Genomic DNA, 25312 nt, shown 5'->3' on the forward strand with positions numbered 1-25312 from the left:
TTATGCAGTCCGATTTCGGGTAAGCGCGGCGAATTCCCCGCCGTCTGTGTCGCTTGCTGTGTCTTCCTGGCCGATCAGTCCGGCCAGCATGATGGTGTCAAAGGTCATCGTCACGAGCGTCCCGCCACCGGGACGGTCGGCAAAGGAAATCGTTCCGAAATGTTCCTCGACGATCTTCTTGACGATAGCGAGGCCAAGTCCCGTGCCCCGTGACCGTGTCGTCATATAAGGCTCGACAATGCGGTCGCGCTCCGGCGGTAGCCCGACCCCGTCATCCGCCACGGTGATAACGGCACGTCCCCCTGTCTCGGTCACTTCCATCAGGATTTCGCCGCCGCCGCGCCCGGCCGCTTCGATCGCCTCAACAGCGTTCTTGACGATATTGGTCAGGGCCTGGCCGATCTGGCGACGATCGCAGACGAGCATGGGTCCGGGCTCATCGTGCCGCATCTCGAAGCGGATGGCGGCATGCGCCACTTCATGAAGGAACATGGTCTGGCGCGCGACATCGACCAGAGATTCCTCCCGGAACTCCGGCTTCGGCATGCGCGCAAAGGAGGAGAATTCATCCACCATCCGTCGCAAATCGCCAACCTGCCGAACGATCGTCTCCGTCAGCCGCGCGAAGGTCGTGTCCCCCTCCTCCACCTTGCTACCGTATCGCCGTTGGAGCCTTTCCGCGGCAAGCTGAATGGGGGTCAGCGGATTCTTGATCTCATGAGCGATCCGACGTGCCACGTCCGACCAGGCGGCGCGGCGCTGATCAAGCAACTGCTGGGTGATGTCGTCGAAGGTCAGGATGGGGCCGGTGCCGTCGCGGGCGATGCGAACCGCCAACGTCCGGGCCTCGCCGGCGGCAGTCAGCTGGATGATCGCCTCGCGCGCCGTGCCTTCCAGCAGCGCGTCCAGCTCCGGCGCAACAGCCGCAAGTGGTCGGCCGATCGGCGTGTCGTTCAGTCCCAGCAGCGTCTGCGCCGAACTGTTGATGAGTCGGATGGTGCGATCCGGCGCGATGGAGATGACTCCCGCCGACACGCCCGACATCACCGCCTCGATCAGCGCACGCCGATTGTCGAGCTGCGAATTTGCCGTGACCAGCGCGGTATTCTGTTCCTCCAGCCGCTCCGTCATTCGATTGAACGCGTGGGACAGGGTACCGACTTCATCACGGGCCCGGGTTTCCGGCACGCGCGCCGACAGGTCTCCGCCTTCGACTCTACGCGCCGCATCAACAAGTTCAGCCACCGGGCGCACCAGGCGGTCCGCCACTGCCAGCGCGATCCACACTGCGACCAAGACGATCAGAAGTGACAGCAGCAGAAGCGCCGCGTTGAACTGAAGTTGCAGGGTGCGCGCACGAACCAGCAGGGTCCGATAATTGGCAAGCGCGGCCTCTGCACGCTCCGTCTGCGTCGTCATTTCCTTGGGGTTGGTCACCCGGGCCGCATACAGATACACCCGCTCGGAGCCCGGAAGCCGCGTCACGGTCTGGATCCGATCACCCGTAACGGTCACCACGCTGCGCTGGCCGCGACGCAGCTGCCCGACGGCATCGGCCGATACCTGGCGCGCGAGATCGAGATCATAAGGATTCACGAACGCCAGCGTTTGCAGCTCACCCGTTGGCGACACCTGAAATAGCAGCGCTTCCGAAAGACTGCGAAAATACGTCTGCTGGAACAGAAAGGCGCCGAACCGCGGATCGTCGATGGCGCGCTCTTCGAGTTCCCGGCTGATGTCGGTCGCCATGGTGACGGTGGCTTCTTCCCACCGTTGCAGGATCTGGTTGTAGGACGTCCGCGTCAGCGACGTGGCATTCTCGAACACGCCGCGCGCGCGATCCGAATACCAGAACTGCACGCCATATTGGAAAAGGAGCGACGCCGCGATGGTGACAAGCACCATCGGCACCGCGGCCACCATCGAGAAGAGTGCGACCAGGCGAACATGAAGCCGCCCTTCCCCGCCCACCGGCGACCGAGCGGCGCGCCTGCGCGCGATGCGTCGCCCCAGCAGCATCATCAGTGCAACGCCGGGCACCAGGTTCGCCACCAGCAGAAGCGCGATGATACCGGGCGCGATCAGGCCTTCCGATCGTCCGGTGTGCGCGATCACATAATAAGTGGCGAGTGCGATGCTGATCGCAATGCCGAGTACCCCCGCCTCCATGACGGGGGTCACCGTCAGGCGTTTCGGCGCGAGGGCCGGGTCAATCGCTGGTGCCAAACCGGCGTTCATCGAAGCAAGGCTACAACAATAGTGTTGCAGGGAAAACACATAATCGGATGGTTTATCGCAGCTCGTGCGCAGATGGTCGCGGCGCGGGATCGATGCCCAACACATCCAGCCGCTTTCGCAGCGTGTTTCGGTTCAGCCCGATGGCGCGCGCAGCCCGCAGTTGGTTCCCCCCGTGCCGCGCAAGCATGGCCTCAATAAGCGGCCGCTCGACCTCGGCGAGCAGTCGGTCGTACAGCGTGCCGTCGTCCAGCACCGCTGGCTCTGATTTGGCCAGCCTGTCGAGATAGGCCCGCACCGCCGCGTCCAGCCCGACGTCCGGCACCGGGCAGGCGACCGATTGACCGTTGCCAATCATCGCGTTGATCTCGCCGGCGGAGATCTGGTCGTCGCGTGATAGGGCGGCGAGCCGCCGCATCAGATTTTCAAGCTGCCGGACGTTGCCCGGCCAATCGTGCTGCTCCAGCGATGCCACCGCATTTCCGTCCAGCGTCTTGCGGGGCAGACCGGATTCAGCCGCCCGCTCCAGGAAATGCCGCGCCAGCATGGCGATGTCGCCCCGCCGTTCGCGCAGCGGCGGCAGGGCAATCGGCACGACGTTCAGGCGGTAATAGAGATCCTCGCGGAACTGCCCGGTCGCGACCGCCTGTTGAAGCTCGCGGTTCGTCGCCGCCACGATCCGGACGTCGGCGCGGATCGTTCTGGCACCACCGACGGTGGTGAACTCGCCGGATTGCAGCACTCGAAGCAAGCGCGTCTGGGCCTCGATCGGCATGTCCCCGATTTCGTCAAGGAACAAGGTTCCCCCGGCCGCCTGTTCGAACCGGCCGGCCGTGCGCTGTGCCGCGCCGGTGAAGGCGCCGCGCTCGTGACCGAACAGTTCCGCTTCGATCAGTTCGCGCGGAATCGCCGCCATGTTGATCGCCACAAACGGCGCCGCACGCCGGTGGCCGAGATCATGGATTGCCCGCGCGACCAGTTCCTTGCCGGTTCCCGATTCACCGGACACGAGCACCGTAAGGTCGTTGGACACCACTCGGGCGATGACGCGATAGACCTCCTGCATCGCCGGCGACCGCCCGATCAGGGGAAGGCTCTTGTCCTCGTCCTCGACATGCGTCGGCAGGTCGGCGCCTCGCCGACCCAGGGCCGCGGCCACCGTTCGGGTCAACGTGTCGAGATCAAACGGCTTCGGCAGGTAATCGTAGGCCCCCGCCTCGTTCGCCCGCACTGCCGTAGTCAGTGTGTTTCGCGCAGAAAGCACGATCACCGGCACCTCGGGCGAGGTCTCGTTCAGTCGCGCGGCGATCTCGATCCCGTCACCATCCGGCAGCACGACATCGGTCAGCAACACGTCGGGCAATCGCTGCTGCAGCTCGCGGTCCAGATCCGCTACGCTGGCAGCCGTTCTCACCTGATGGCCAGCACGACGAAGCGCATGGGCAACGACCGTGCGAATGGCGTCATCGTCATCGACGAGCAGGACGTTTCCACCGCTCACCGATGAGAAGCCCGGGGCAAAAGGATGCGGAACACCGTTTCGTTCGGCGTCCCCTCCCGCGAATATTGCACGATCCCGCCCATGTCGCGCACCAGCTTGTCGACCAGCGCCAGTCCAAGTCCCTTCCCCTCCGGCCGGCTCGACACGAAAGGATCGAACAGATGCTCGGCAATATCCTCCGGCGCACCGGGTCCGGTATCCACGACGCAAATTTCGATCGGCAACGGCAATCGCGGGCGTCCCGGCGCCGGCGCGATCGACATTCCGTGCCGGTAGGATGTGGTGAGCGTGATCCGCCGCTCTCCGCGCTCACCTAGCGCAGTGGCGGCATTTTTCATCAGGTTGATCAGCACCTGGAGCAAGGCATCGCGATTGGCGAGAACGCGCGGCAGCGAAGGGTCGAAGCGCTCCTCGATCGTGATCCCGCGCGCAAATCCCGCCTGCGCGGCGTCGCGGGCATGGGCCAGCAGTGGGTAGATGTTGAGCGGCTCCACGGCGAGCGGCCGCGTGTCCGTAAAGTCCTCCATCCGATCGATCAGAGCGGTGATGCGATCCACCTCGTCGATCACCAGCTTCGTCATGACCTGCGCGTCCACGCCGTCCGCGATCAACTGGGCCGCACCGCGGATGCTGGACAGGGGGTTCTTGATCTCATGCGCCAGCATTGCGGCCGCACCGACGGCGGATCGCGCCGCTGCCGCCCGATCCGCCGAGACGCCCAGCCGACGCGAGCTTGCGGCATTGTGGAGGGTGATCATGCGCCAGCCGGGGTGGTCGGTCAGCTCGACCGCAGCCAGATCGACGCGGAGCCGGTGTCCGCGCGCCGTCTCCAGAGCGAGATCAAACGCGCTGAATGCCCGTCCATCCTGCCCCACCGCTTCCTCGGGCAGCGCCAGCACCTCGCCGACGGACCGTCCGCGCATGGCGCGTTCGGACAGGTTCAGCAGCAATTCGCATTCCGCGTTGGCCTGCGCGATGCGCCCCTCCGCATCCACGACCATGAGCGCGACCGGAAGCGCGCTCAACAGTTCGTGCGCTTCGGGCCCCCGCCGCGTCAGCATCAGGCCGCCACGCGGCTCCGGTACGGCGCGTAGAATTCCGCGAGCATCTTCAGCACCACTTCGGCGTCCGGCTCCTTGTTCACGGCGTTGCGGAACTCCGCCGAACCGTGAATGCCCTTGGTGTACCAGCCGATGTGCTTGCGTGCCATGTTGACGCCGGTCAGCGTGCCATAATGACTGAGCATCGCCTCGTAATGCTCGACGATCAGGTGATATTGTTCATCCAGCGACGGGTCAGGCCGGACCGACCTGCCGGCCAGCGCGTCCATCACCTGGCCGAGCAGCCACGGCCGGCCATAAGCCCCGCGGCCGACCATTACCCCGTCGGCGCCCGATTGCGCCAAAGCCGTTTGGGCGTCGTCGACCGAGCATATGTCGCCGTTCACAATCACCGGAAGGGCGACGGCATCCTTGACCTTGCGGACAAAGCCCCAGTCCGCGGATCCCTTGTACATCTGGTTCCGGGTGCGCCCGTGCACCGTGATCATCTTTGCGCCGAGGTCTTCCGCAATGTGCGCAAGCTCGGGGGCGTTCAGGCTATCGTGGCACCAGCCCATGCGCATCTTGACGGTCACTGGCGCAGCGACTGCCTTGACCACGGCGTCGATGATCGCCCCGGCATTCTTGAGATCCCGCATCAGTGCCGAGCCGGCATCGCCGCTGGTCACCTTGCGCACCGGGCAGCCCATGTTGATGTCGATGATCGCCGCGCCCTTTTCCTCCGCCAACTTTGCGGCCTCGGCCATCTCATGCGGGGTGCAGCCTACCAGCTGCATGGAAACGGGCTCTTCGGAAAGGTGCCAGGCCGCCTTTTGGATCGATTGGCGCGTCTCGCGGATGGCCGCCTGACTGGCGATCATCTCCGTGACGTTCAGTCCGGAGCCGTATCGGCGGACCAGCGTCCGGAAGGGCTGATCGGTAACGCCCGTCATGGGCGCAAGAACGACCGGTTCCTCGATCCGAACGGGGCCAATCTGAATGGGGGCGAGGATACGCATCAACCGTTTGCCTGAAAAACAGGCAGGTAAGCGTTGACGGGAGCGCTGGCAAGGCGCCTCCGTTATCGCTACGGGCGCAGCGATGAAGACCGTTGCGCTGATTGTGGCCGCCGGGAAAGGCGAGCGAACTGGCGGCGCGCTGCCCAAGCAGTTCGCGCCGCTCGCCGGCAAGCCGATGCTGGCATGGAGCCATGCCGCTTTGTCCGCCCATCCCGCGATCGATGACGTTGTCGTGGTCATCGGGGCAGAGCATGAGCAGCTTCTCCGCAAAGCACTGCCCGGAGCACGCGCCGTGGTTGGCGGCGCAACGCGTCGTGCCTCGGTCGCCAATGGATTGGCGGCGGCCGGCGCGGCGGATGCCGTCCTCATCCACGATGCCGCACGCCCCTTCCCCACCGTGGCTGTTCTCGATCGTCTCGTCGCTGCGCTCAATACGGCAGATGGCGCCGTACCGGTGCTTCCGGTTACGGATACGCTGGTCGCGGCTGACGGCACCAATGTGCCCCGCGACGGCCTCTCCCGCGTTCAAACCCCGCAGGCTTTCCAACTTGATATGGTTCGCCGTGCTCATGCGGCTTGGTCCGGTGAGGAGCCGACCGACGATGCGCAGATGGTGCGCGCCCTTGGCGGATCAGTCGCACTGGTGCAGGGCGACCCGATGCTTGAAAAGGTAACCTGGCGGGGCGACTTCGCCGCGGCCGAAGCCCGGCTGGGGTGGGAAACCCGCACCGCGACCGGCTATGACGTTCATCGCCTGGAAGATGGCGAGGAGCTGTGGCTGGGCGGCGTCCTGATCCCGCACGCACAGGGACTTTCCGGCCATAGCGACGCCGACGTTGCCCTGCACGCGCTGACCGACGCCGTGCTCGGCACGATCGCTGACGGTGACATCGGCTCCCACTTTCCCCCCAGCGATCCGCAGTGGCGGGGCGCGGAGTCCGGCCAGTTCCTGCGGCATGCGGCAGAGCTGGTCACGGCGAAGGGTGGTGAAATCACGTTTGTCGATCTCACGATCATTTGCGAGGCGCCCAAGATCGGCCCGCATCGGGAGGCGATCCGTGCGCGGATCGCGGAACTTCTGCGCCTTTCGACCGATCGCATCAGCGTGAAGGCAACAACAACAGAACGCCTGGGTTTCACCGGCCGCGGCGAAGGCATCGCGACCCAGGCGGCCGCCACCATCCGCCTGCCCATGGCGCAGCTATGAGGCGCTTCCTCGCCGCTGTCGTGCTGCTCACCTTGCCGAGCACCGCGCTGGCGCAAACGCCTTGCCTCAAGAGAGCAGAAGCGGAGGCGATCACCTTGGTCGCCTTGCCGGACATCATTCTGGAAACCGGCCGGGTCTGTACGTCGCTGCCCGCCACCAGCCTGGTCCGTCGGACGTCTGGCCCGTTCCTCGATCGCTATCAGGCGGAAGCGGATCGTGCCTGGCCGGCGGCGCGTGCTGCCATTGCCAAGCTCAGCGATCCTCGCGTCTCGATGCTCCTGCTGCAATCCGAATACGCCCGTCCGTTGATCACGGCCCTGATCGCGCCACAGATCGTGGGCCGAGTACAGACGTCCGATTGCGGCACCATCGACCGGCTCGTCACCCTGCTTGAGCCCTTGTCGCCCAGGAACATCGCGGGGATCGTCGTGGCCAGTCTGCAGCATCTCAAGAGCGAGAAGGCCAGGGGAACCGCAGCGGTGCGCGATGTGCCCGATCTTCCCGTCTGCTCGGCGGCCGAGCGATGAGCGACAGCCTTCTTCCGGAAGCGCTGGTCGCCGCTGCGACCCGCGTCGTCGAGGCAAATCGCGCGGCCGGCCGCCGTGTCGCCGTGGCCGAGAGTTGCACCGGTGGCCTTGTGGCGGCGGCGCTCACCGAAGTGCCCGGCTCCTCCGATGTGCTGGAAGCTTCCATCGTCAGCTATGCCAATGAGGCAAAGATGGCGCTCCTGCATGTCTCCGGCGACGTGCTTGAAACCTTTGGCGCGGTGTCCATCGCAACTGCCTGGAGCATGGCGCAAGGCGCGCTGGAGGCGACGGGCGTCGATGTCGCGGTCGCCATCACCGGTATCGCGGGTCCGGGCGGCGGCAGTGAGAAGAAGCCCGTCGGAACAGTGGTGTTCGCGCGCGCCGAAAAGGGCGGCGATCCCGCCAATGTGGTGGCGGACCGGCGCGAATTCGGTGATCTTGGCCGCGCCGGGATCCGCCTTCAGGCGGCGCTGTGTGCGCTCGAGCTGCTGATGCCGCCTGCCGAGGCCGAGGATCCGCCCTCCCCGTAAAGCTTGCGCGCCCTTTCTTCAAAGGCGCCAATCATCTTGCGAAGCGCGACGGTGAACACCTGGCCCGCCAGCATCTCGAACATTCGGTTCTTGAACTGGAAGTCGACGGTGAAATCGACCAGGCAGCCGTCGCCGTCAGGGCGGAAACGCCAATCATTGTGCAGATATTTGAGCGGGCCATCCACATAATCGACGTGGATGCGCTCCGGTCGCTGCTTTTCCACCCGCGAGGTGAACGTCTCGCGCAGCCCTTTGAAGCCGACGATCATGTCGGCCACCGTTTCCTCCGGCTCGTCCTTGCGCACCCGCATGGCGATCACCCAAGGCAGGAACTCCTGATAGGCCTTCACGTCGGCGACCAGATCAAACATCTGTTCCGGCGTGTAGGGCATCGCCCGTGTTTCGCTATGCTTTGGCAAGCTGAGCCTCGCGAGCGGCGCGCAGCTTCGCGAAATCATCCCCCGCGTGGTAGCTCGAACGGGTCAGCGGAGACGAGGCGACCAGCAGGAATCCCTTGGCCCGTGCGATTACCGCGTAAGCGTCAAACGCCTTGGGCGTCACGAAGTCCATCACCTTGGTGTGCTTCGGCGTGGGCTGAAGATACTGGCCCATGGTGAGGAAATCGATGTCGGCGGAGCGCATGTCGTCCATCACCTGATGAACCTCAAGCCGCTCTTCGCCAAGGCCGAGCATCACGCCCGACTTGGTGAAGATCGACGGATCATGCCGCTTCACGCTCTCCAGCAGCCGCAGCGAGGCATAGTAACGCGCGCCGGGGCGGATGGTCGGGTACAGCCGCGGCACCGTTTCCAGATTGTGGTTGTAGACGTCGGGACGCGCGGCAACGATCGATTCGACCGCCGCCTGGGTCTTGTTGCGGAAGTCCGGCGTCAGGATCTCGATAGTGGTGCTGGGCGTATTCCGCCGCAGCGCCTCGATCACCTTCACGAACTGCGAAGCGCCGCCATCCGGCAAGTCGTCGCGATCGACGGAGGTGATCACGATATGCTGCAAGCCCATCTCGGCTGCCGCAACCGCGACATGCTCCGGCTCCAGCGGATCCACCGCGCGCGGCATGCCGGTCTTCACGTTGCAGAAGGCACAGGCCCGCGTGCACGTGTCGCCCAGGATCATCACCGTGGCATGCTTCTTGGTCCAGCACTCCCCGATGTTCGGGCAAGCGGCTTCCTCGCACACGGTGGCAAGGTTGAGCCGGCGCATCAGCTGCTTGGTCTCGGCGAACCCGACGGAGGTAGGCGCCTTGACGCGGATCCAATCGGGTTTGCGGGCGCGTTCCGGCCGGGCGAGCGGGGTAATCTCGGTCATGTCGCGGTGCGAGATAGCGACTGCCATCGCGCGAAACAACGCGTATAGGGCGGACATGACCGTCTTCTCCGATCTTGTCGCCGGCTATAGCCGTTTTCGTGAACAGGGCTGGGCAGAGGAACGCGAGCGCTGGGCGCGCTTGGCGGAGGGTCAGTCGCCCAAGGTCATGGTAATTGCGTGCTCCGACAGCCGCACCGATCCGGCAATGGTCTTCGACACGTCGCCCGGTGAAATTTTTGTCGTGCGCAACGTCGCCAATCTCGTACCGCCGTTTGAAACCGGCGGGGGCCGCCACGGCGTTTCGGCCGCCCTCGAATTCGCTGTCACGCAGCTGAAGGTGGAAGAGGTCGTGGTGATGGGCCACGGCATGTGCGGGGGCGTTCACGCCTCGCTGACGGACCGCTTTGCCCAGGCTGATCCGGGTGAAGGAGGCTTCATCGCGCACTGGATCGACCTGCTCGACGAGGCACGAGATCGGATCGTGGCCGAGCATGGCACTGGCGAAGACGCGGTCCACGCGCTGGAACTGGAAACGGTGCGCGTCAGCATTGCCAACCTCCGCACCTTCCCGTTCGTCAAGGAGGCGGAAGCCGCCGGCCAGCTCAAGCTGCGCGGCGCGTGGTTCTCCATTCGCCAGGGCGTGCTCTGGGTGATGGACGACAGCGGCACGTTCGCGCCCGCTAAGTGATCTATTGATCAGTCTCAGTCCCGCTGCGCGCTTCTGTTAGCCGCGGGACCCGTTCACGCTACTGGTACTTGCCCGCCGATCGTGGCGAGCAACCGGGCGAGCTTGGTCTCGATCACCCGGTCTTCGGCGTGATTGGCCGACAAGGCAGGAAGCATGGCAGGCGATTCGCTGCCGGCCAGCGCCATCGCTGTCTCGATGGAAACGATCTCTGCCGCTTTCGCCTTGCGCAGTGCGCCGATCAAAGCGGTATCGAGGATGGCCCCGCGTTGGTGGCTGCGCGCATCGCGATCGGCATCGTCAAGGATGCCGCTCATCCACAGATTGGCTGGCGCACCGTTCAGGTCGGCGATGCCGTCGAGCCGCGCAGCGTGGCGCCTGGCGTTCGCGCGATCGCGCTCGATCACCTCCTGCAGGCCGGCATCGGACGCCGTTTCCGCCAGCGGTAGCAGTCGGTCGATCAGCAACTGCTTGCCCGCGCGAAGGTCCTGGAGGGCAACGTGAAGCAAGGCGGCGCGCGATGCGGTAAGCGACATCCTCACTTAGCGCATGCGTCGCCGCCGGGTTCCCATGCTTCAGCCGGCGTCGGGCGCGACCGCCTTTGTCACGTCCTTCGGCTGCTCCGCGGTGACACGGATGTTCAGCTCGCGCAGCTGCTTCGCCGTGGCGAAGTTCGGCGCGCCCATCATCAGGTCCTCCGCCTTCTGCGTCATCGGGAAGACGATCACTTCGCGAATGTTCGGCTCATCGGCGAGCAGCATGACGATCCGGTCGATGCCCGGCGCGGAACCGCCGTGCGGCGGAGCGCCGAACTTGAACGCGTTGATCATGCCGGCAAAATTGGTGTCCACGTCCTGCTGGCTGTAGCCGGCAATTTCGAACGCCTTGTACATGATCTCCGGCCGATGGTTCCGGATCGCGCCCGAAGACAGCTCGATGCCGTTGCACACGATGTCATATTGGTAGGCGAGGATATCCAGCGGATCCTTGGTCTCCAGCGCCTCCAGCTCGCCCTGCGGCATGCTGAAGGGATTGTGACTGAAGTCGACCTTCTTGGCGTCCTCGTCATATTCGAACATCGGGAAGTCGACAATCCAGCAGAACTCGAACCGGCTCTTGTCGATCAGATCCAGCTGCTCCGCGACCCGGGTCCGGGCAAGCCCGGCCAGCTTGGCAGCCTGCGCTTCCTTGCCCGCTGCGAAGAACACACCGTCGTCAGGCCCCAGCCCCAGCGCCTCGGCCAGCTCACGCATGCCGATATCGCCATGGTTCTTGGCGATCGGGCCGCCGAATTCGCCGCCCTTGCGGGTGGCATAGCCAAGGCCGGCGAAGCCTTCGGACTGCGCCCAGGCGTTCATGTCGTCGAAGAACTTGCGGCTCTTGTCCGCCGTGTTCGGCGCTGGGATCGCGCGCACCACATCGCCAGCCTCGACGATCGAGGCGAAGCGGCCGAAGCCCGATCCCGAGAAGAAGCCGCTGACGTCCTGGATCACCAGCGGGTTGCGCAGGTCCGGTTTGTCGTTGCCGTATTTCAGCATCGATTCGCGATACGGGATGCGCTTGAACGGCAGCGGCGACACTGTGCGGCCCTTGCCCTGCCAGTTGGCGAACTCCTCGAACACGCCGTGCAGCACGGGCTCGATCGCGGCGAACACGTCCTCCTGCGTGACATAGCTCATCTCGAAGTCGAGCTGGTAGAATTCACCGGGGGAGCGGTCGGCGCGCGCGTCCTCGTCGCGGAAGCACGGCGCGATCTGGAAATAACGGTCGAAACCGGCAACCATCAGCAGCTGCTTGAACATCTGCGGCGCCTGCGGGAGAGCGTAGAACTTGCCCGGATGAACCCGGCTGGGCACCAGATAATCGCGCGCACCCTCCGGCGAGGAGGCGGTCAGGATCGGCGTCTGGAATTCGGTAAAGCCCTGGTCCACCATGCGGCGACGGATGGAAGCGATCACGCTGGAACGCAGCATGATGTTCGCGTGCAGCTTCTCGCGCCGCAGGTCCAGGAAGCGGTAGCGGAGGCGGATGTCCTCGGGATATTCCTGCTCGCCGGCGACCGGCATCGGCAGTTCCTGCGCCTGGCTCTGGATGGTCACGCCACGCGCAAACACTTCGATCTCGCCCGTCGCGAGGTTCGGGTTCACCGTCCCTTCGGCCCGCGCCTTCACCAGCCCGTCGATGGTGATGACCGATTCGACCCGCAGCCCTTCCAGGATCGGCAGCGCCGGCGAATCACTGTCTGCCACGATCTGCGTGATGCCGTAATGATCGCGAAGATCGACGAACAGCACGCCGCCGTGATCGCGCTTGCGATGGATCCATCCCGACAGGCGAACCTCGGAACCGACCTCGGCGGCGGTGAGCGCGGCGCAAGTATGCGAACGATAGGCGTGCATCTATGTCATCTCATATGCACCACCCCGGCGGAGGGCCGGGGCCCAGGGTCGGGCCGTCCGTAGCTGGACCCCTTCTTGCGTCGGGGCGGTGAGGTTTTTGGATCGGCCGCCCCTCCCCTTCCATCCCCTCTTTGTCAACCCGCGCGCGTGGGTCTATGGGGCGCCGCTTATGCACGTTCACCCGCTCATCACCGACAGCGCCACTCTCGCCAACCTGTGCGCCCGTCTCGCCGACGCTCCTTTTGTGTGCGTCGATACCGAGTTCATGCGCGAGAACACGTACTGGCCGGAACTCTGCCTGATCCAGATCGCCGATACCGAGGAAGCGGCCGCGATCGATCCGAAAGCGCCCGATCTCGATCTGCAGCCGTTGCTCGACCTGCTCGTCAACAATGAGGAGGTGCTGAAGGTCTTCCACGCTGGTGGCCAGGACATCGAGATCATCTACAATCTCACGGGCAAGACGCCGCATCCCATGTTCGACACGCAGGTCGCCGCCATGGCGCTCGGCCAGGGGGAGCAGATCGGCTATTCCAACCTTGTGGATAGCTGGCTCGGCATTCAGGTCGACAAGGGTGCCCGCTTCACCGACTGGTCGCGCCGCCCGCTTGATCAGCGGCAGGTCGATTACGCCATCGGGGATGTGACCCATCTGTCAAAGATCTTCCCGCGCATGCTGGAGCGCCTGAAGAAGACCGGACGGGGGCAATGGCTGGATCAGGAAATGGAGCGGATCTCCGATCCCGCCAATTACGCCAATGACCCCGATCTCGCCTGGAAGCGGGTGCGCATCTCCGGGCGCCGGCCTGACGTGCTGGGGCGTCTAAAGGCGATCGCCCGCTGGCGCGAGGTGGAGGCGCGGGCGAAGGATCTGCCGCGCGGCCGCATCGTGAAGGACGAAACGCTCGCCGATCTGGCCGGGCATCCCCCGCGCAAGCAGGTGGATCTCGCCAAGGTGCGCGGCCTCTCCGCCACCTGGGCGTCGAACGACATTGGCAAGCGCCTGCTGGCGGCGATTGAGGCAGCACAGCCCCTTTCCGCCGATGAGATGCCGCCGCGCGAGGACCGCAAGCCGGGGCTCGGCAAGGATGGCGCTCTGGTTGCCGATCTCCTGAAGCTGCTGCTCAAGATCCGCGCGCGCGACATCGACGTCGCACCGCGCCTGCTCGCCCGCAGCGAGGAGCTGGAGGCGCTGGCAGCCGGGCAGCGCGATCAGCTTGCAATCCTGCAAGGCTGGCGTTTCGATCAATTCGGGCGCGACGCGCTCGATCTGGTAGAAGGCCGGCTCGGCTTTGCGGTGGTCGGCGGGAAGCTTAAGATGACACGGACGGAGGATGTGGCATGAAGGCGATACTGGCTGCTGCCGTGGCACTGGCGGGCTGCACCGCCGCCGATCAGGCACCGCCGGCGGAAAACCTCCCCGCCGCGTGCAACGCTGCCACGGTGCAGGATCTCATCGGCAAGCCGCTGGCGGCTCATGAGGCGGAGGCGAAGCAGCGTGCCGGCGCACGCGTTGTTCGCAGCTACCCTAGCGGGTCGGCGCTCACGATGGATTTCCGGCCCGATCGCCTGAACATCGAAACCGACACGGCGGGCGCTATCGTCAAGCTGTCCTGCGGCTGACAGGCGCTGGCGACTGGTCCTGTCGGCGCCCGATGCGCACCGGCAGGCCCAATGCGGCGCCCAGTGCCTTCAGGCGCTTCTCGACTGCCTCGCCGCTGAGCGCGAGATCGCCGTCCTCGAACATCAGTTCGACGCCGCCGACGGTGCGACAAATACCTGTCCGATGGAGCGGCCCGGCAACCCCGCCGGAAAGCCGCTGCGCCAGCCGAATGGCCAAGCCCCAGGCCGTGGCCGTGGCGATGTCCTGTGGTCCAGCCAGCAGCGGGATTGGCGCGGGATAGGGCGGCTGCGCCCCTAGGCTCGCAGCGAGCGCGGCGGCCATCATCGCTCGCCCGCGCGCATCGATTCCGACCCAATTGCCATGCAGGGCTGTCTCGATCCCCAGTTCCACCCGGAACTCCGGATTGGCGCGCCAGCTCGTATCGGCGAGCAGGCAGGCGGCGTGGCGCAGCCGCGAATTGCGTTCCGGTTCTCCGTCGAACAAGGGGGCGATCCAGCGGTTCAGCAGATCCCCGTGTTCGGCGAAGCGGCCGAGTTGTCGCCCTTCGTCGCGCGCTGCGACGACAAGCGGATCCAGCGCTGCTTCGGCAGGGGACAGCCGCTCGTACAGCAGCCCTTCGCGCAGGCCGAAGGCGGACACGATCGTTCCGGAACAGCCAAGGACCGGCAGGATCGCGCCCAGCAGGTCGGCGGCAGCGCACAAGGTTGGGACACGCCCGGTGGACAGGTTCGGCACCGCTTTGAACCATGCCTTGTCCGCCGTCGGCAGCTTGCGGCGCAGCAGATCAACCCGTGAAATCGGCATGGCATAGCCATGAAGCACCGGCAGCGGATAATGGCGGTCGTGGATGTCGACCCGCGCCAGCGATCGCCAAGATCCACCAACGAGATAAAGCGGCTTCCCCCTGCCAACGCCGGACCAGCCGGCCTCATCCAGGATCCGTTCCACCCGGCGTGCGAAACCGCTTTTGCTGCGCAGTTCCTCGAGGCGAAGAACGCCCAAGGGGAAGGACACGTGCTCGTGAACCCGGCCTTCTGCGATTCGGACCAGCTCCAAGCTGCCGCCGCCCAGATCGCCGACGATGCCGTCCGCTTCGGGGATGGCGGATAGCACGCCCAGCCCGGCTGCCCGAGCTTCCTGCGCACCGGACAAGAGCTCGACGGAAAGCCCCAGCGTCTCTGCCATTCTGATCAGATCGGCGCCGTTCGCGGCATCGCGCACCGCCGCCGTGGCAACCGTTCGCACGTCATCGCAGTCCATCTCGCGAATTAGCGCGCCGAACCGCCGGAGCGCGGCGCTGGCCATCTCCATCGCCTCGCTGTCGATCGTGCCAGCCCCGGCAAGGCTCCGGCCTAGTCCGGCCAGCACTTTCTCGTTGAACAGGATGGCGGGCAGCCGCGGTGGCCCCTGGTAAACGACCAGCCGGATCGAATTGGATCCGATATCAACGATGGCGGTCCGCTTTCCCTCCACTCGATCAGCCTCGCAGCGACAATTTCGGCACGGCCCCGCCTTCGCCCAATGCCGCGCCGCGGCCGGAAAGCGACGGATTGGTCATAAAGTAACGATGCAGGTTGAACGGCTTGTCGCCCGGCGGCGTGCGCATGTAGCTACCATCGGCATAGAGGTCCCAGCTCTGCTCGGTGTCGATGAGATTGGCGAGCATCACTTGATCCAGCACTTGGTCATGAACGGTCCCGCTTTCCAGCGGCAGCATATATTCGACCCGACGGTCGAAGTTGCGCGGCATCCAATCCGCCGACGAAATATAGATATGGGCATCATCGTTGGGCAAAGGCGCGCCGTTGCCGAACACGGCGATCCGGCTGTGCTCCAGGAAACGCCCGACGATCGATTTCACCCGGATATTCTCCGACAGGCCGGGAATGCGCGGGCGCAGGCAGCAAATGCCACGGATCACCAGATCGATCTGAACGCCGGCGCCGCTCGCCTCGTACAGTTTCTCGATGATCGCCGGATCGACGAGGCTGTTCATCTTGGCCCAGATCGTAGCCGGCCGCCCCGCGCGCGCATGCTGGATCTCCGCCTCGATCTCTTCGATCAGGCGGGTACGCAGTGATCGCGGAGATAGGACCAGGCGCTCCATGTCCTCCGGCTCGACATAGCCGGTGATGTAATTGAACATCCGCGATGCATCTCTGCCGGTGGCAGGATTGGCCGTGAAGAAGCTGAGATCGGTATAGATCTTGGCCGTGATCGGGTGATAATTTCCCGTCCCGAAGTGGCAATAGGTACGAAACTGACCCGCTTCGCGCCGCACCACCATGGAAACCTTGGCGTGCGTCTTCCAGTCGATAAAGCCGTAGACCACCTGGACACCAGCGCGCTCGAGCGCCGAGGCCCAGAGCAGGTTCTGCTCCTCATCGAAACGCGCTTTCAGCTCGACCACCGCCGTCACCGACTTGCCCGCCTCCGCGGCCTGGATCAGCGCGTTGATAACGGCCGACTGCTTGCCCGCGCGGTACAGCGTCTGCTTGATCGCGACCACGTCCGGATCGTTGGCCGCCTGCTTCAGGAAGGCGAGCACCACGTCGAACGTTTCGTACGGGTGGTGGACGATGATGTCCTTGGCACTGATCGCGGCGAAGCAATCGCCGCCAAACTCCCGGATCCGCTCGGGGAAGCGCGGCGTGAACGGCACGAACTTAAGGTCAGGCCGGTCCTCCTCGACGATCTGGTCCAGATCACCAATCCCAAGGAACGATCCGCTTTCGCTGACCAGCGCCTGTTCGCCAAGCTCGTCGCGCAGCACCTTGGCGAGCGAGGCTGGCATCCCGTTTTCCAGCTCCAGCCGGATCACCCGCCCGCGCCGCCGCCGCTTGATGGCGTTGGCGAAATATCGAACCAGATCCTCGGCTTCTTCCTCGATCTCGATGTCGCTGTCGCGCAGCACGCGAAACTCCGCAGCGCCCTCCACCCGATAGCCGGGGAAGAGGACAGAGGAGAAACGCTTGATGATCGATTCCACCGCCACGTATCGCGCGGTCGCGCCCGGCAGTCGGACGAAACGGGACATGCCGTTGGGAACCATGACCAGTTCGCGGATCGGCTCGTCATCCGATATCCGGATGAGGTCGAACATCACGGCGAGGCCCTTGTTCGGCATGAAGGGGAACGGGTGGGCGGGATCGAGCGCCTGCGGCGTGATCACCGGAAAGATCTGCTCCTGGAAGTGCGTGCCGAGCCAGGCCACTTCATCGCGCGAGAGAACCGCGTCGATCTTGCTCGACCCCAGCACCTGAATGCCGGTGTCGCTCAGCGCATGGCGGATCTCCCGCCACACCGTCTCCTGATCGGCAAGCAGCGCGTCGGCCTCCGCCGTGATCGCGCCGAGTTGCTGCGTAGGGGTCAGGCCATCTGCCGAACGCGCTTCCACCTCCAGCAGTTGCTGGCCCTTCAGCCCCGCCACGCGAACCATGAAGAATTCGTCCAGGTTCGATCCGGAGATCGACAGGAACCGCAGCCGTTCAAGCAACGGATGCGCGGGATTGCGCGCCTCCTCCAGCACACGGCGATTGAACGCGAGCCAGGACATTTCGCGATTAAAATACCGATCCCCGCCCCGCTCCTCGAAGGGATCGTCATCAGAGTCGAGACGAGCTTGGCGGACGGATCGGTTCATCATGGCTCCGGCGATGTCGTGATCAACGCAGCTTGTGCGAGCGTCGTTCTGGCCAGAGGAATGGACAGCCGCTTGCGACGTTCCATCACCTCCTGATCGAGCGCATCGACGCATCGTATGACGGCAACATGACTCCGTTCGATCCGTGCCACCAGCCACTCGATCAGATCCGGCCGCGCGTCCAGGCTCCGGCGGCCGAATTCACGCTCCAGCAAAGCGTGCATCAAGGGATCGTCTGGGGGGCCAATCTCCGCCAGCGGCGTCGCTGAAAGACGCGACCGCAGATCCGGCAGCGCAACGTCCCAGGCTGGCGGTGCCATGTCGGCTACGAGCAGGAGCGGCCGGCGCTCCACCTGTGCCCGGTTCCAGGCATGGAACAGCTCGTCCTCCGGCCGGCTGGATGCATCATCGATGATCGTGCCCCCGCTCTTGGCGGCGAAGATACGCGCAAGCAGGCTCCTCCCCGACTTTCGCGGTCCAACAAGCAGCGATGTCATGACCGGCCAGGTCGCCCAGCGGTCAAGTGCCTGCACGGCGCGTTCGTTGGATGGGGAAACCAGAAATTCGTCGTCGCGCGGATCTGCGGGCCATACCAGGGGCAGCGCGATCTGGCTCATCGTTGGGCCATCATCCGGCCGTTGCATTGTCAGGCGTGAGTTCCGGCGGCAGCAGGCGCGGTGCGCGGCGGATGCGGATCGTCGTGCCGGATCCGAACACTTGCCAGCCCCTCGCCTCCAGCGCGGCCTTCAGTGCCTCAGGCGGGCCCGCAAAGCTGACGGTCATCACGGAAACGCCGCCAAGCGCAAGGCTGCTGGTCGTGGCAGAGGAAACACCGGGCACCGCGCGCAGCGCCGCTTCACCGGCGGTGACGGCGGGCACCCCTGGCGTGTCGAACTGGACGGCGATCGACACCACCGGCAGCACCGGCGCGTCCGTCACCAGCGTTTCACCCGCCTCGTCATCCTCGACTGGCACTTCGCTGGACGGAACATAGGACAGGCCAGGATCGCTGCGCAGATATCCCGCGCGCAATCCCGCCTGATAAGCCTCGTCCAGCCGCTTCACGCCGGCGTCCAGCAGCGCGGGAACACCCGCGACACTGCCCACCCGCAGCGTGAACTGCGAAAGCAGCCGGTTGTCCGGTCCCTGCCGCGCCTGGAACACGCCGATCACCGGCCCACCGGGCCATTGGCGATACAGCTTCACGGTCGGCATCAGCACGTCCGAGCCGCCATATTGGTCGATCACGGTGCGCCACCAGCCGCGCCCGGGCCGCTGCGTCTGTCCGAAGTTCAGCAGCAGCGGATCGGGGCCGCTGCCGGTCGGCCGGATATAGTCGATCGCGCTGCCGCCGGTTCGGTAACGAGCCCAGGCTTCCTGCCACAGCGTCCGTTGCTCGAACCCGGTCGCCACGCCGCCCGACCAGACGATCGGGATCACCACCATCGGCGGCGAGCGCATCACATAATTGGAAATGCCCAGGATCGCCCCGGCGCGATTGCGATCGAACAATATGCCGAGCCGCGCGACATAGCGCTTCGGGCCGATCTGCTCATTTTCCACCACGATGCCGCTGACGAGCGAATCGAGCGTCGAATCGGGCACCAGGCCCTTGCCCGCTCCCAGCCGCTTGGAAAGTTCCAGCCACGCCTTGCGCTGCGCCACGCGCCAGCCGCCCAGCCGCGCACTGTCGGCGTCCTTGGCGGCGACATCGACGCGCACGCCCGAAACTTCATAGTCGCTGGAGCTATCTACCGGCGCCACGCCCCGGCCACTGCCCTCGATCTGGGCGATGCTGACACCCGTACCGAGCACAAGCGCCACGGCGGCAGGAACGAGGAACAAGGGCTTCAGGCGCATAAGCTGGCGTCTTTTGGCGAAGCAGGCGTGGAAATCCAAGCGCGTTGTGGCTAGTCGGCACGACATGAGCGGAAGCGGGTACACTTACGAGCAGGCCGGCGTGTCGATCGCGGCGGGCAATGCATTGGTGCGGGCGATCGCACCGCTGGCGCGGGCAACGCGGCGCAAGGGGGCGGATGCCGACCTTGGCGGCTTTGGCGGCTTCTTCGATCTGAAGGCGGCGGGGTTCACCGATCCCCTCCTGGTCGCCGCCAATGATGGCGTCGGCACCAAGCTGAAGCTGGCGATCGAACACAATCGGCACGATGGCGTCGGCATCGATCTCGTCGCCATGTGCGCCAACGATCTCATTGTTCAAGGCGCTGAGCCGTTGTTTTTCCTCGACTATTACGCTTCGGGGAAGCTGGATGCGGCCGTTGCCGAACGCGTGATCGCGTCCATTGCGGAGGGGTGCCGAATTGCCGGATGCGCCCTTATCGGCGGTGAAACGGCAGAAATGCCGGGCATGTATGCCGATGGTGATTATGATCTCGCCGGCTTCTGCGTCGGCGCGGTCGAACGTGATCAGGTACTGACCGGAACCGAGATTCGCGAAGGCGACGTGCTTCTCGGCCTCGCCTCTTCGGGCGTGCACTCGAACGGCTTTTCGCTCGTTCGCCGACTCGCCGCGGACAAGGGTTGGAAGCTGGACCGTCCGGCCCTGTTCGATTCCGACGTGCTGCTGATCGAGGCGCTGATGGCGCCGACTCGCATTTACGTGAAGAGCCTTCTGCCGCTGGTCTCCGCCGGCCGCATCAAAGGGCTTGCACACATCACCGGCGGGGGCCTGCTCGAAAACATTCCGCGCGTATTGCCGGCCGGCGCCCATGCCCGCGTCGACGCGGATGCCTGGTCGCAGCCGCGGCTCATGGCCTTCCTTCAGGCCCAGGGCGCCATCGAGCCGGAGGAAATGGCGCGTACCTTCAATTGCGGCATCGGCATGGTTGTGGTCGTCACAGCCGATCAGGCTGATAGCGTCGCCGCCGATCTCGAATCCGCCGGGGAGCAGGTTTTCCGCATTGGCGCGATCGAGTCGGGCGAACTCGGCTGCACCGTCACCGGCTCGGCCGAAACATGGAGCGCGCGGGCACCCTGGACCGCGACGCATCACGCATGACAGCCAGAATCGGCGTGCTGATCTCCGGACGGGGATCGAACATGCAGGCGCTCGTCGCTCACGCGGGCGCGGCTTACGAGGTGGTCGTCGTCGCGTCGGATCGACCCACCGCGCCGGGGCTCGGCTGGGCACTGGAGCACGGCATCCCCACCTTCGTTCTGTCTCCCAAGGAGGTCGGCAAGGCGACGTACGAAGCCGCGCTGGATGCCGCCCTTCGCGCCGCCGGGGCCGAATATCTGGCGCTTGCCGGCTATATGCGCCTTCTGTCGGACGAATTCGTCGGCCGCTGGCGCAATCGTATCGTCAATATCCATCCCTCCCTGCTGCCGAAGTACAAGGGGCTCGATACCCATGCACGCGCCATTGCGGCCGGGGATAGGGTTGCCGGCTGCTCGGTGCACCTCGTCACGGAGGAACTGGATGGCGGCGAGGTGCTTGGCCAGGCGGAGGTACCGATCCTCCCGGACGATACGGCCGATACGCTTGCGGCTCGCGTGCTGGCCGAGGAACATCGCCTTTACCCACGCGTCCTGTCCGAATGGCTGAGCCAGTAGAAGCCGTCGAGCAGACGCTAGGGAAGGTGCGCGCGATCGCGCTTGCCCTGCCAGAAGCGGCCGAGCGCTTGTCGCACGGCGCGCCGGGCTTTCACATCGAAAACGGTAAGTTCTTCGCCTATTTCTCGCACGATCATCATGGCAATGGCGAGACAGCGGTTCTGGTGAAGACCACCGGAACGGAAGAACAAGGCATGCTGATCGAGGCGGATCCCGACCTCTACTACAAGCCGCCTTATCTCGGGCCGTCGGGCTGGATCGCGATCCGTGTCGCTGCGCAGGACACCGATTGGGACCATGTGGCAGACCGTATCGCCGCAAGCTGGGAAATGGTGGCGCCGCGCCGTTTGCTGGAGATGGGTGGACGATGAGCGACTCGCCCGGGGCGGAAAGGCGTCGCCGGCGCTGGGTGACGCTGCCCGAGATGGTGGCCGTGCTGGGGCTCGTCATCGGCGCCCTCACCCTTGGCCTGAACTGGAGTGAAAAGCGCGACGCGGCGCAGGAGAAGGCCGCCGCCAGCGCCGCGGCCGGCGCTGCCAAGGTCCGGCTCAGCCTGGACGCGGATCTTGCGCGCGGCGGCAAGGAGATCCGGCTTTCGGACGCGCGCCACGAGCTGATCGATACTGCCGTCGACTTCCCGGCCGCCCTCCGCATCGAGCGGCAGACCCCCGCAACCGCGCGCATCGACAAGGTCTGGTTTGACCGCGCCGTTCTGGCCGCCACCGACGGCGGCGCTGACGAACGCGAAGGCCGCCTGCCCGTCCTTGTCACCGCCCGTTACATGGTCGGCGATACGCCGCGTGAGGGCCATGCCGTTGTCGAAATTATCTGGCGGACACAGGGGCGTCTCGTTGGCGGTCGCAGCCTTGAGATCGAGGCCGTGCGGGTGCGCGAAACGGGTGGTGACCGCAAGCGCATCGACGCGCTCTGGACGGCCGAGATGAAGCGTCAGAGCGCGCGGGCGTAGATCACGTCGTCGTACCAGCCCGCGCCGACATTGAAGCGCCGCGTTCCGGCAAGAATGAACCCTTCCCGCTCGTAGAAGCTGCGCGCCCGGACATTGGTGCCAAGCACACCCAGCAGGACCCGTTTCGCGCCAAGCGCCGCCGCGTCGTCCAGCGCGAGCGCCATCAGCCTGTGGCCCAGCCCGGTGCCGCGCGTCAGGGATAGCGTGTAGATCCGGCGCAGCTCTACGTCGCCGGGGAGCGGATCAATCGGGAGATCCGGTGTGGTGATCAGCGAGTAGCCGACCGGCGCGAGGCCGTCGGGATGTTCCGCCACCGTCACCACGCTTGCCGGATCATCGGCCCAGACAGCGAATTTCTCCGCCGCACTGTTGCGCGCGCAATGCGCCACGATGTCCTCGCCGGGCAGAATGCCGGCAAACGTTTCAAGAAAGCTGGCGGCGGCAACCATCGCCACCGCCGGCGCATCCGCCGCTGTGGCACGGCGCAGCCGCCAGTCTTGCATCATCGGATCAGCCGACGATCTCTTCGGGCTTGAAGAAATAGGCGATTTCGATCGCTGCATTCTCGTCCGAATCCGACCCGTGCACCGAATTTGCCTCGATCGACTCGGCCAGCTCCTTGCGGATCGTGCCGGGCGCTGCGTTCTCGGGGTTGGTCGCGCCCATGATGTCGCGGTTGCGCTGCACGGCATTCTCGCCTTCCAGCACCTGCACGACCACCGGGCCGGAGATCATGAACGACACCAGATCGTTGAAGAACGGGCGCTCCTTGTGGACGGCGTAGAAGCCCTCGGCCTGCTCCTTGGTCATCTGGATGCGCTTGGAGGCGACGACGCGCAGGCCAGCTTCCTCCAGCATCTTGGTGACGGCGCCCGTCAGGTTGCGGCGGGTGGCATCGGGCTTGATGATCGAAAAGGTACGGTTGGCGGCCATGATGGTCGCTTGCTCCTGTGTTGGGGATGCTGGAAACTGCCGGGCCGTTAGCTGGGGGAAGAGGGAAGCGCAACTGCCCGGCGGCCGCGGCTCAGGCGGCCTGTTCCCAGCGCCCGGCCTCATTCTGTTTCCAATAGCGGCGCTCCACCCCCTCACGCCCGGCCAGCGCCTTCCACGCGGCGCGCGCCGCGGTGATCCGTTCTTCGTCGAAGAAGTGGAAGACGCGATCGAACGTCAGTGCCTCGTCGCGCCATTCGCCGTCGATCAGCGCGATGTGCCGCGCGGCATTGGCCGCGTTCACGTCGGCGGCGATCAGGATCGGCTGCGCGGCATCGTCGCCCGCGCCGGTGCAGGCATGCGGCAGGAAACTCTCGGGCGCATATTCCCACAACAGCCGGTCGACCGCCGCGCGCTGCCGCTCGTCAGCCCCCACGATCAGCAGTCGCTCGCCGCCGGCGAGCACGCGTTCCGCAATCCGCGGCAACGCGCGCTCGATCGGCATTTGCGTCAGGTGATAGAAATCGACCTGCATCAGCCTTCGAAGTTGCTGGCGACAAAGGCGTTGAGCAGTCGCACGCCATAGCCGGTCGCGCCCTTGCCCCACGTCGGACCGTCCTTCTCGGACCAGACGGTGCCCGCAATGTCGAGATGCGCCCAGCGGACCTCCTCTTCCACGAAGCGCTTGATGAATTGCGCCGCGGTGATCGATCCGCCGCCGCGCGGGCCGACGTTCTTCATGTCCGCGATGGGGCTGTCGATCAGCTTGTCGTAGGCGGCGCCGAGCGGGAACCGCCACAATTGGTCGCCGCTCGCCTTTGCGGCGGCAAGGAGCTGCTCTGCAAGACCATCGTCGTTGGCGAACAGGCCAGCCTGCTCATTGCCCAGGCTGATGATCATGGCGCCGGTCAGCGTGGCGAGGTCGACGATCGTCTTCACCTTGTGCGTCCGCTGCACCCAGGTCACGCAGTCGCACAGCACCAGCCGGCCTTCCGCGTCGGTGTTGATCACCTCCACCGTCTGCCCCGACATGGATGTTACCACGTCACCAGGGCGCTGGGCGTTGCCGTCCGGCATGTTCTCGACCAGGCCCATCACGCCGATCACGTTTGCCTTCGCCTTGCGCAGCGCCAGCGTCTTCATCGCCCCGGCGACAGCACCGGCGCCGCCCATGTCCCACTTCATGTCTTCCATGCCGGCGGCCGGCTTGATCGAGATCCCGCCCGTGTCGAACGTCACGCCCTTGCCGACCAGTGCGAGTGCGGGATCACCCTCCCCGGCGCCGTTCCAGCGCAGCGCGAGGATGCGGGGTGCGCGGCGCGATCCCTGCGCCACGCCGAGCAGCGCGCCCATGCCAAGGTCGCGCATCGCCGGCTCGTCCAGCACCGTCACTTCAAGGCCGAGGCCTTCGGTTTCCTTGGTGACGATCTCCACGAAGCTTTCCGGATAAAGGACGTTCGGCGGCAGCGTCACCAGCGTCTTGGTCAGCGCCAGGCCCTGCGTCACTGCGTCGCGCGTCGCCCATTCGGCATCCGTCCCATCCGGCGCACCGACGATGGTCACTTGGGCGAGCGACGGCTTCGCCTCGTCGGACAGCTTGGTGCGATAAACGTCATAGCGCCACGCCCGCTGCGCAGCCGCAGCACCAAGCCGGGCCGCGGCGGTCGCGCTCGCCCCGGCACCCGACAGGTCAACCACTGCGCTGGTCACGCCGGAGGTCAGCAGCCGCGCGGTCAGTGCGCCGCCGGCCCGTTCATAGCTCGCGTCGTCACCTTCGCCGACACCCAGGAGGATGATGCGGCTGGCGCCCGCTCCCGCCTGAACATAGGCCTCCGCCACGCTCCCGGCCTCGCCGGTGAAGCGCTGCCCGGCGGCGGCGGCGGCAACGATCGCCCGCGCCGATTCGTCCAGCCCCGCGGGCGCAATCGATCCGGCGCCCGCCTTGGTGACCGGCAGCGCAAGTACTGGCGCATCGGCCGGACGATCGGCGGCAAAGGTTACATTCATGATTGTTCCTCTTGTTTTGTCCTGCAGATAGGCATTCCGCCGCCAGTGGCAAAGCGTTGCGCCTCGCGCTTTCGATGGATAGGGCCGATGGCTGACGCGCCT

General features: G+C 65.5%; 26 protein-coding genes. 10 read left to right on the plus strand and 16 right to left on the minus strand.

What is annotated here, in order from left to right; translation table 11 throughout:
• From BMX36_RS04050 to dusB, 4 genes are read right to left on the minus strand one after another with little or no spacing between them, the layout of a single operon-like run.
• Window positions 1-2238: a sensor histidine kinase gene (locus BMX36_RS04050; protein WP_093063751.1), complete on the minus strand. Its 2238-nt coding sequence runs from the start codon at window positions 2236-2238 to the stop codon at window positions 1-3.
• 52 nt (window positions 2239-2290) lie between these two features.
• Entirely contained in the window at window positions 2291-3736 is a 1446-nt protein-coding gene (gene ntrC / locus BMX36_RS04055; RefSeq protein ID WP_093063752.1) for a nitrogen regulation protein NR(I), read from the minus strand.
• Window positions 3733-4797 carry a two-component system sensor histidine kinase NtrB gene (locus BMX36_RS04060; protein ID WP_066781844.1) on the minus strand — a complete coding sequence of 355 codons (1065 nt, stop codon included), beginning with the start codon at window positions 4795-4797 and terminating at the stop codon, window positions 3733-3735. The genes ntrC and BMX36_RS04060 overlap by 4 nt, the downstream gene beginning before the upstream one ends.
• Window positions 4797-5795, minus strand: coding sequence for a tRNA dihydrouridine synthase DusB (gene dusB / locus BMX36_RS04065; RefSeq protein ID WP_093063753.1), 999 nt, complete (start codon window positions 5793-5795; stop codon window positions 4797-4799). The genes BMX36_RS04060 and dusB overlap by 1 nt, the downstream gene beginning before the upstream one ends.
• An 82-nt stretch (window positions 5796-5877) precedes the next feature.
• On the opposite strand from dusB, the gene BMX36_RS04070 reads away from it, so the two are divergent.
• Genes BMX36_RS04070 through BMX36_RS04080 form a run of 3 tightly spaced genes read left to right on the plus strand, consistent with a single transcriptional unit; the run spans window position 5878 to window position 8059 of the window.
• Entirely contained in the window at window positions 5878-7002 is a 1125-nt protein-coding gene (locus tag BMX36_RS04070) for a bifunctional 2-C-methyl-D-erythritol 4-phosphate cytidylyltransferase/2-C-methyl-D-erythritol 2,4-cyclodiphosphate synthase (RefSeq protein WP_093063754.1), read from the plus strand.
• Window positions 6999-7529, plus strand: coding sequence for a hypothetical protein (locus tag BMX36_RS04075; RefSeq protein WP_093063755.1), 531 nt, complete (start codon window positions 6999-7001; stop codon window positions 7527-7529). Before BMX36_RS04070 ends, BMX36_RS04075 begins: the two co-directional genes overlap by 4 nt.
• Window positions 7526-8059 carry a CinA family protein gene (locus tag BMX36_RS04080; protein WP_093063756.1) on the plus strand — a complete coding sequence of 178 codons (534 nt, stop codon included), beginning with the start codon at window positions 7526-7528 and terminating at the stop codon, window positions 8057-8059. The genes BMX36_RS04075 and BMX36_RS04080 overlap by 4 nt, the downstream gene beginning before the upstream one ends.
• Here the strand turns inward: BMX36_RS04080 and BMX36_RS04085 are convergent.
• Both BMX36_RS04085 and lipA read right to left on the minus strand, forming a co-directional pair.
• Complete coding sequence (locus BMX36_RS04085; RefSeq protein WP_066774965.1) at window positions 7990-8478, minus strand: type II toxin-antitoxin system RatA family toxin; 489 nt, start codon at window positions 8476-8478, stop codon at window positions 7990-7992. The two genes, BMX36_RS04080 and BMX36_RS04085, sit on opposite strands and share 70 nt — an antisense overlap.
• A complete protein-coding gene (gene lipA / locus BMX36_RS04090) occupies window positions 8465-9385 on the minus strand; it encodes a lipoyl synthase (RefSeq protein ID WP_093065206.1) in 921 nt (306 codons plus the stop codon). Before lipA ends, BMX36_RS04085 begins: the two co-directional genes overlap by 14 nt.
• 55 nt (window positions 9386-9440) lie before the next feature.
• On the opposite strand from lipA, the gene BMX36_RS04095 reads away from it, so the two are divergent.
• Complete coding sequence (locus tag BMX36_RS04095; RefSeq protein ID WP_093063757.1) at window positions 9441-10073, plus strand: carbonic anhydrase; 633 nt, start codon at window positions 9441-9443, stop codon at window positions 10071-10073.
• Window positions 10074-10126: 53 nt separating this feature from the next.
• Here the strand turns inward: BMX36_RS04095 and BMX36_RS04100 are convergent, their stop codons facing one another.
• The gene (locus BMX36_RS04100; RefSeq protein WP_066774969.1) at window positions 10127-10606 is read right to left on the minus strand and encodes a DUF892 family protein; all 480 of its coding nucleotides are present in this window, start codon (window positions 10604-10606) and stop codon (window positions 10127-10129) included.
• 39 nt (window positions 10607-10645) lie between these two features.
• A complete protein-coding gene (gene aspS / locus BMX36_RS04105) occupies window positions 10646-12469 on the minus strand; it encodes an aspartate--tRNA ligase (protein ID WP_093063758.1) in 1824 nt (607 codons plus the stop codon).
• Between the two features lie 169 nt (window positions 12470-12638).
• On the opposite strand from aspS, the gene rnd reads away from it, so the two are divergent.
• The gene (rnd, locus tag BMX36_RS04110; RefSeq protein ID WP_066774975.1) at window positions 12639-13814 is read left to right on the plus strand and encodes a ribonuclease D; all 1176 of its coding nucleotides are present in this window, start codon (window positions 12639-12641) and stop codon (window positions 13812-13814) included.
• Window positions 13811-14092 (plus strand): I78 family peptidase inhibitor, encoded by a 282-nt coding sequence (locus BMX36_RS04115; RefSeq protein ID WP_093063759.1) that lies wholly within the window; start codon window positions 13811-13813, stop codon window positions 14090-14092. The genes rnd and BMX36_RS04115 overlap by 4 nt, the downstream gene beginning before the upstream one ends.
• On the opposite strand, the gene BMX36_RS04120 is transcribed toward BMX36_RS04115, so the two are convergent.
• From BMX36_RS04120 to BMX36_RS04135, 4 genes are read right to left on the minus strand one after another with little or no spacing between them, the layout of a single operon-like run.
• Entirely contained in the window at window positions 14073-15566 is a 1494-nt protein-coding gene (locus tag BMX36_RS04120) for a Ppx/GppA family phosphatase (RefSeq protein ID WP_093063760.1), read from the minus strand. The two genes, BMX36_RS04115 and BMX36_RS04120, sit on opposite strands and share 20 nt — an antisense overlap.
• A 4-nt stretch (window positions 15567-15570) precedes the next feature.
• The gene (locus tag BMX36_RS04125) at window positions 15571-17736 is read right to left on the minus strand and encodes an RNA degradosome polyphosphate kinase (protein ID WP_066780495.1); all 2166 of its coding nucleotides are present in this window, start codon (window positions 17734-17736) and stop codon (window positions 15571-15573) included.
• A complete protein-coding gene (locus BMX36_RS04130) occupies window positions 17736-18353 on the minus strand; it encodes an HdaA/DnaA family protein (RefSeq protein ID WP_093063761.1) in 618 nt (205 codons plus the stop codon). Before BMX36_RS04130 ends, BMX36_RS04125 begins: the two co-directional genes overlap by 1 nt.
• A 10-nt stretch (window positions 18354-18363) precedes the next feature.
• Entirely contained in the window at window positions 18364-19596 is a 1233-nt protein-coding gene (locus BMX36_RS04135; protein WP_093063762.1) for a heavy-metal-associated domain-containing protein, read from the minus strand.
• 64 nt (window positions 19597-19660) lie between these two features.
• Between BMX36_RS04135 and purM the strand changes: the two genes are divergently transcribed.
• Genes purM through BMX36_RS04155 form a run of 4 tightly spaced genes read left to right on the plus strand, consistent with a single transcriptional unit; the run spans window position 19661 to window position 22273 of the window.
• Entirely contained in the window at window positions 19661-20752 is a 1092-nt protein-coding gene (purM, locus tag BMX36_RS04140; RefSeq protein ID WP_093063763.1) for a phosphoribosylformylglycinamidine cyclo-ligase, read from the plus strand.
• Complete coding sequence (gene purN / locus BMX36_RS04145) at window positions 20749-21306, plus strand: phosphoribosylglycinamide formyltransferase (protein ID WP_093065208.1); 558 nt, start codon at window positions 20749-20751, stop codon at window positions 21304-21306. Before purM ends, purN begins: the two co-directional genes overlap by 4 nt.
• Window positions 21291-21677, plus strand: a complete 387-nt coding sequence (locus BMX36_RS04150) for an MmcQ/YjbR family DNA-binding protein (RefSeq protein ID WP_093065210.1) — start codon at window positions 21291-21293, stop codon at window positions 21675-21677. Before purN ends, BMX36_RS04150 begins: the two co-directional genes overlap by 16 nt.
• On the plus strand, window positions 21674-22273 hold the full coding sequence (locus BMX36_RS04155) for a hypothetical protein (protein ID WP_093063764.1): 600 nt from the start codon (window positions 21674-21676) through the stop codon (window positions 22271-22273). The genes BMX36_RS04150 and BMX36_RS04155 overlap by 4 nt, the downstream gene beginning before the upstream one ends.
• On the opposite strand, the gene BMX36_RS04160 is transcribed toward BMX36_RS04155, so the two are convergent.
• From BMX36_RS04160 to BMX36_RS04175, 4 genes are all read right to left on the minus strand, one after another.
• Window positions 22255-22779, minus strand: a complete 525-nt coding sequence (locus BMX36_RS04160; protein WP_371262793.1) for a GNAT family N-acetyltransferase — start codon at window positions 22777-22779, stop codon at window positions 22255-22257. The two genes, BMX36_RS04155 and BMX36_RS04160, sit on opposite strands and share 19 nt — an antisense overlap.
• Window positions 22780-22783: 4 nt before the next feature.
• Window positions 22784-23206, minus strand: a complete 423-nt coding sequence (gene ndk / locus BMX36_RS04165; protein WP_046410620.1) for a nucleoside-diphosphate kinase — start codon at window positions 23204-23206, stop codon at window positions 22784-22786.
• 91 nt (window positions 23207-23297) lie between these two features.
• Window positions 23298-23738: a DNA polymerase III subunit chi gene (locus BMX36_RS04170; protein ID WP_093063765.1), complete on the minus strand. Its 441-nt coding sequence runs from the start codon at window positions 23736-23738 to the stop codon at window positions 23298-23300.
• A complete protein-coding gene (locus tag BMX36_RS04175; protein WP_093063766.1) occupies window positions 23738-25210 on the minus strand; it encodes a leucyl aminopeptidase in 1473 nt (490 codons plus the stop codon). The genes BMX36_RS04170 and BMX36_RS04175 overlap by 1 nt, the downstream gene beginning before the upstream one ends.
• Window positions 25211-25312 lie beyond the last annotated feature (102 nt).

Source organism: Sphingomonas sp. OV641, from assembly GCF_900109205.1.
Taxonomy (GTDB): domain Bacteria; phylum Pseudomonadota; class Alphaproteobacteria; order Sphingomonadales; family Sphingomonadaceae; genus Sphingomonas.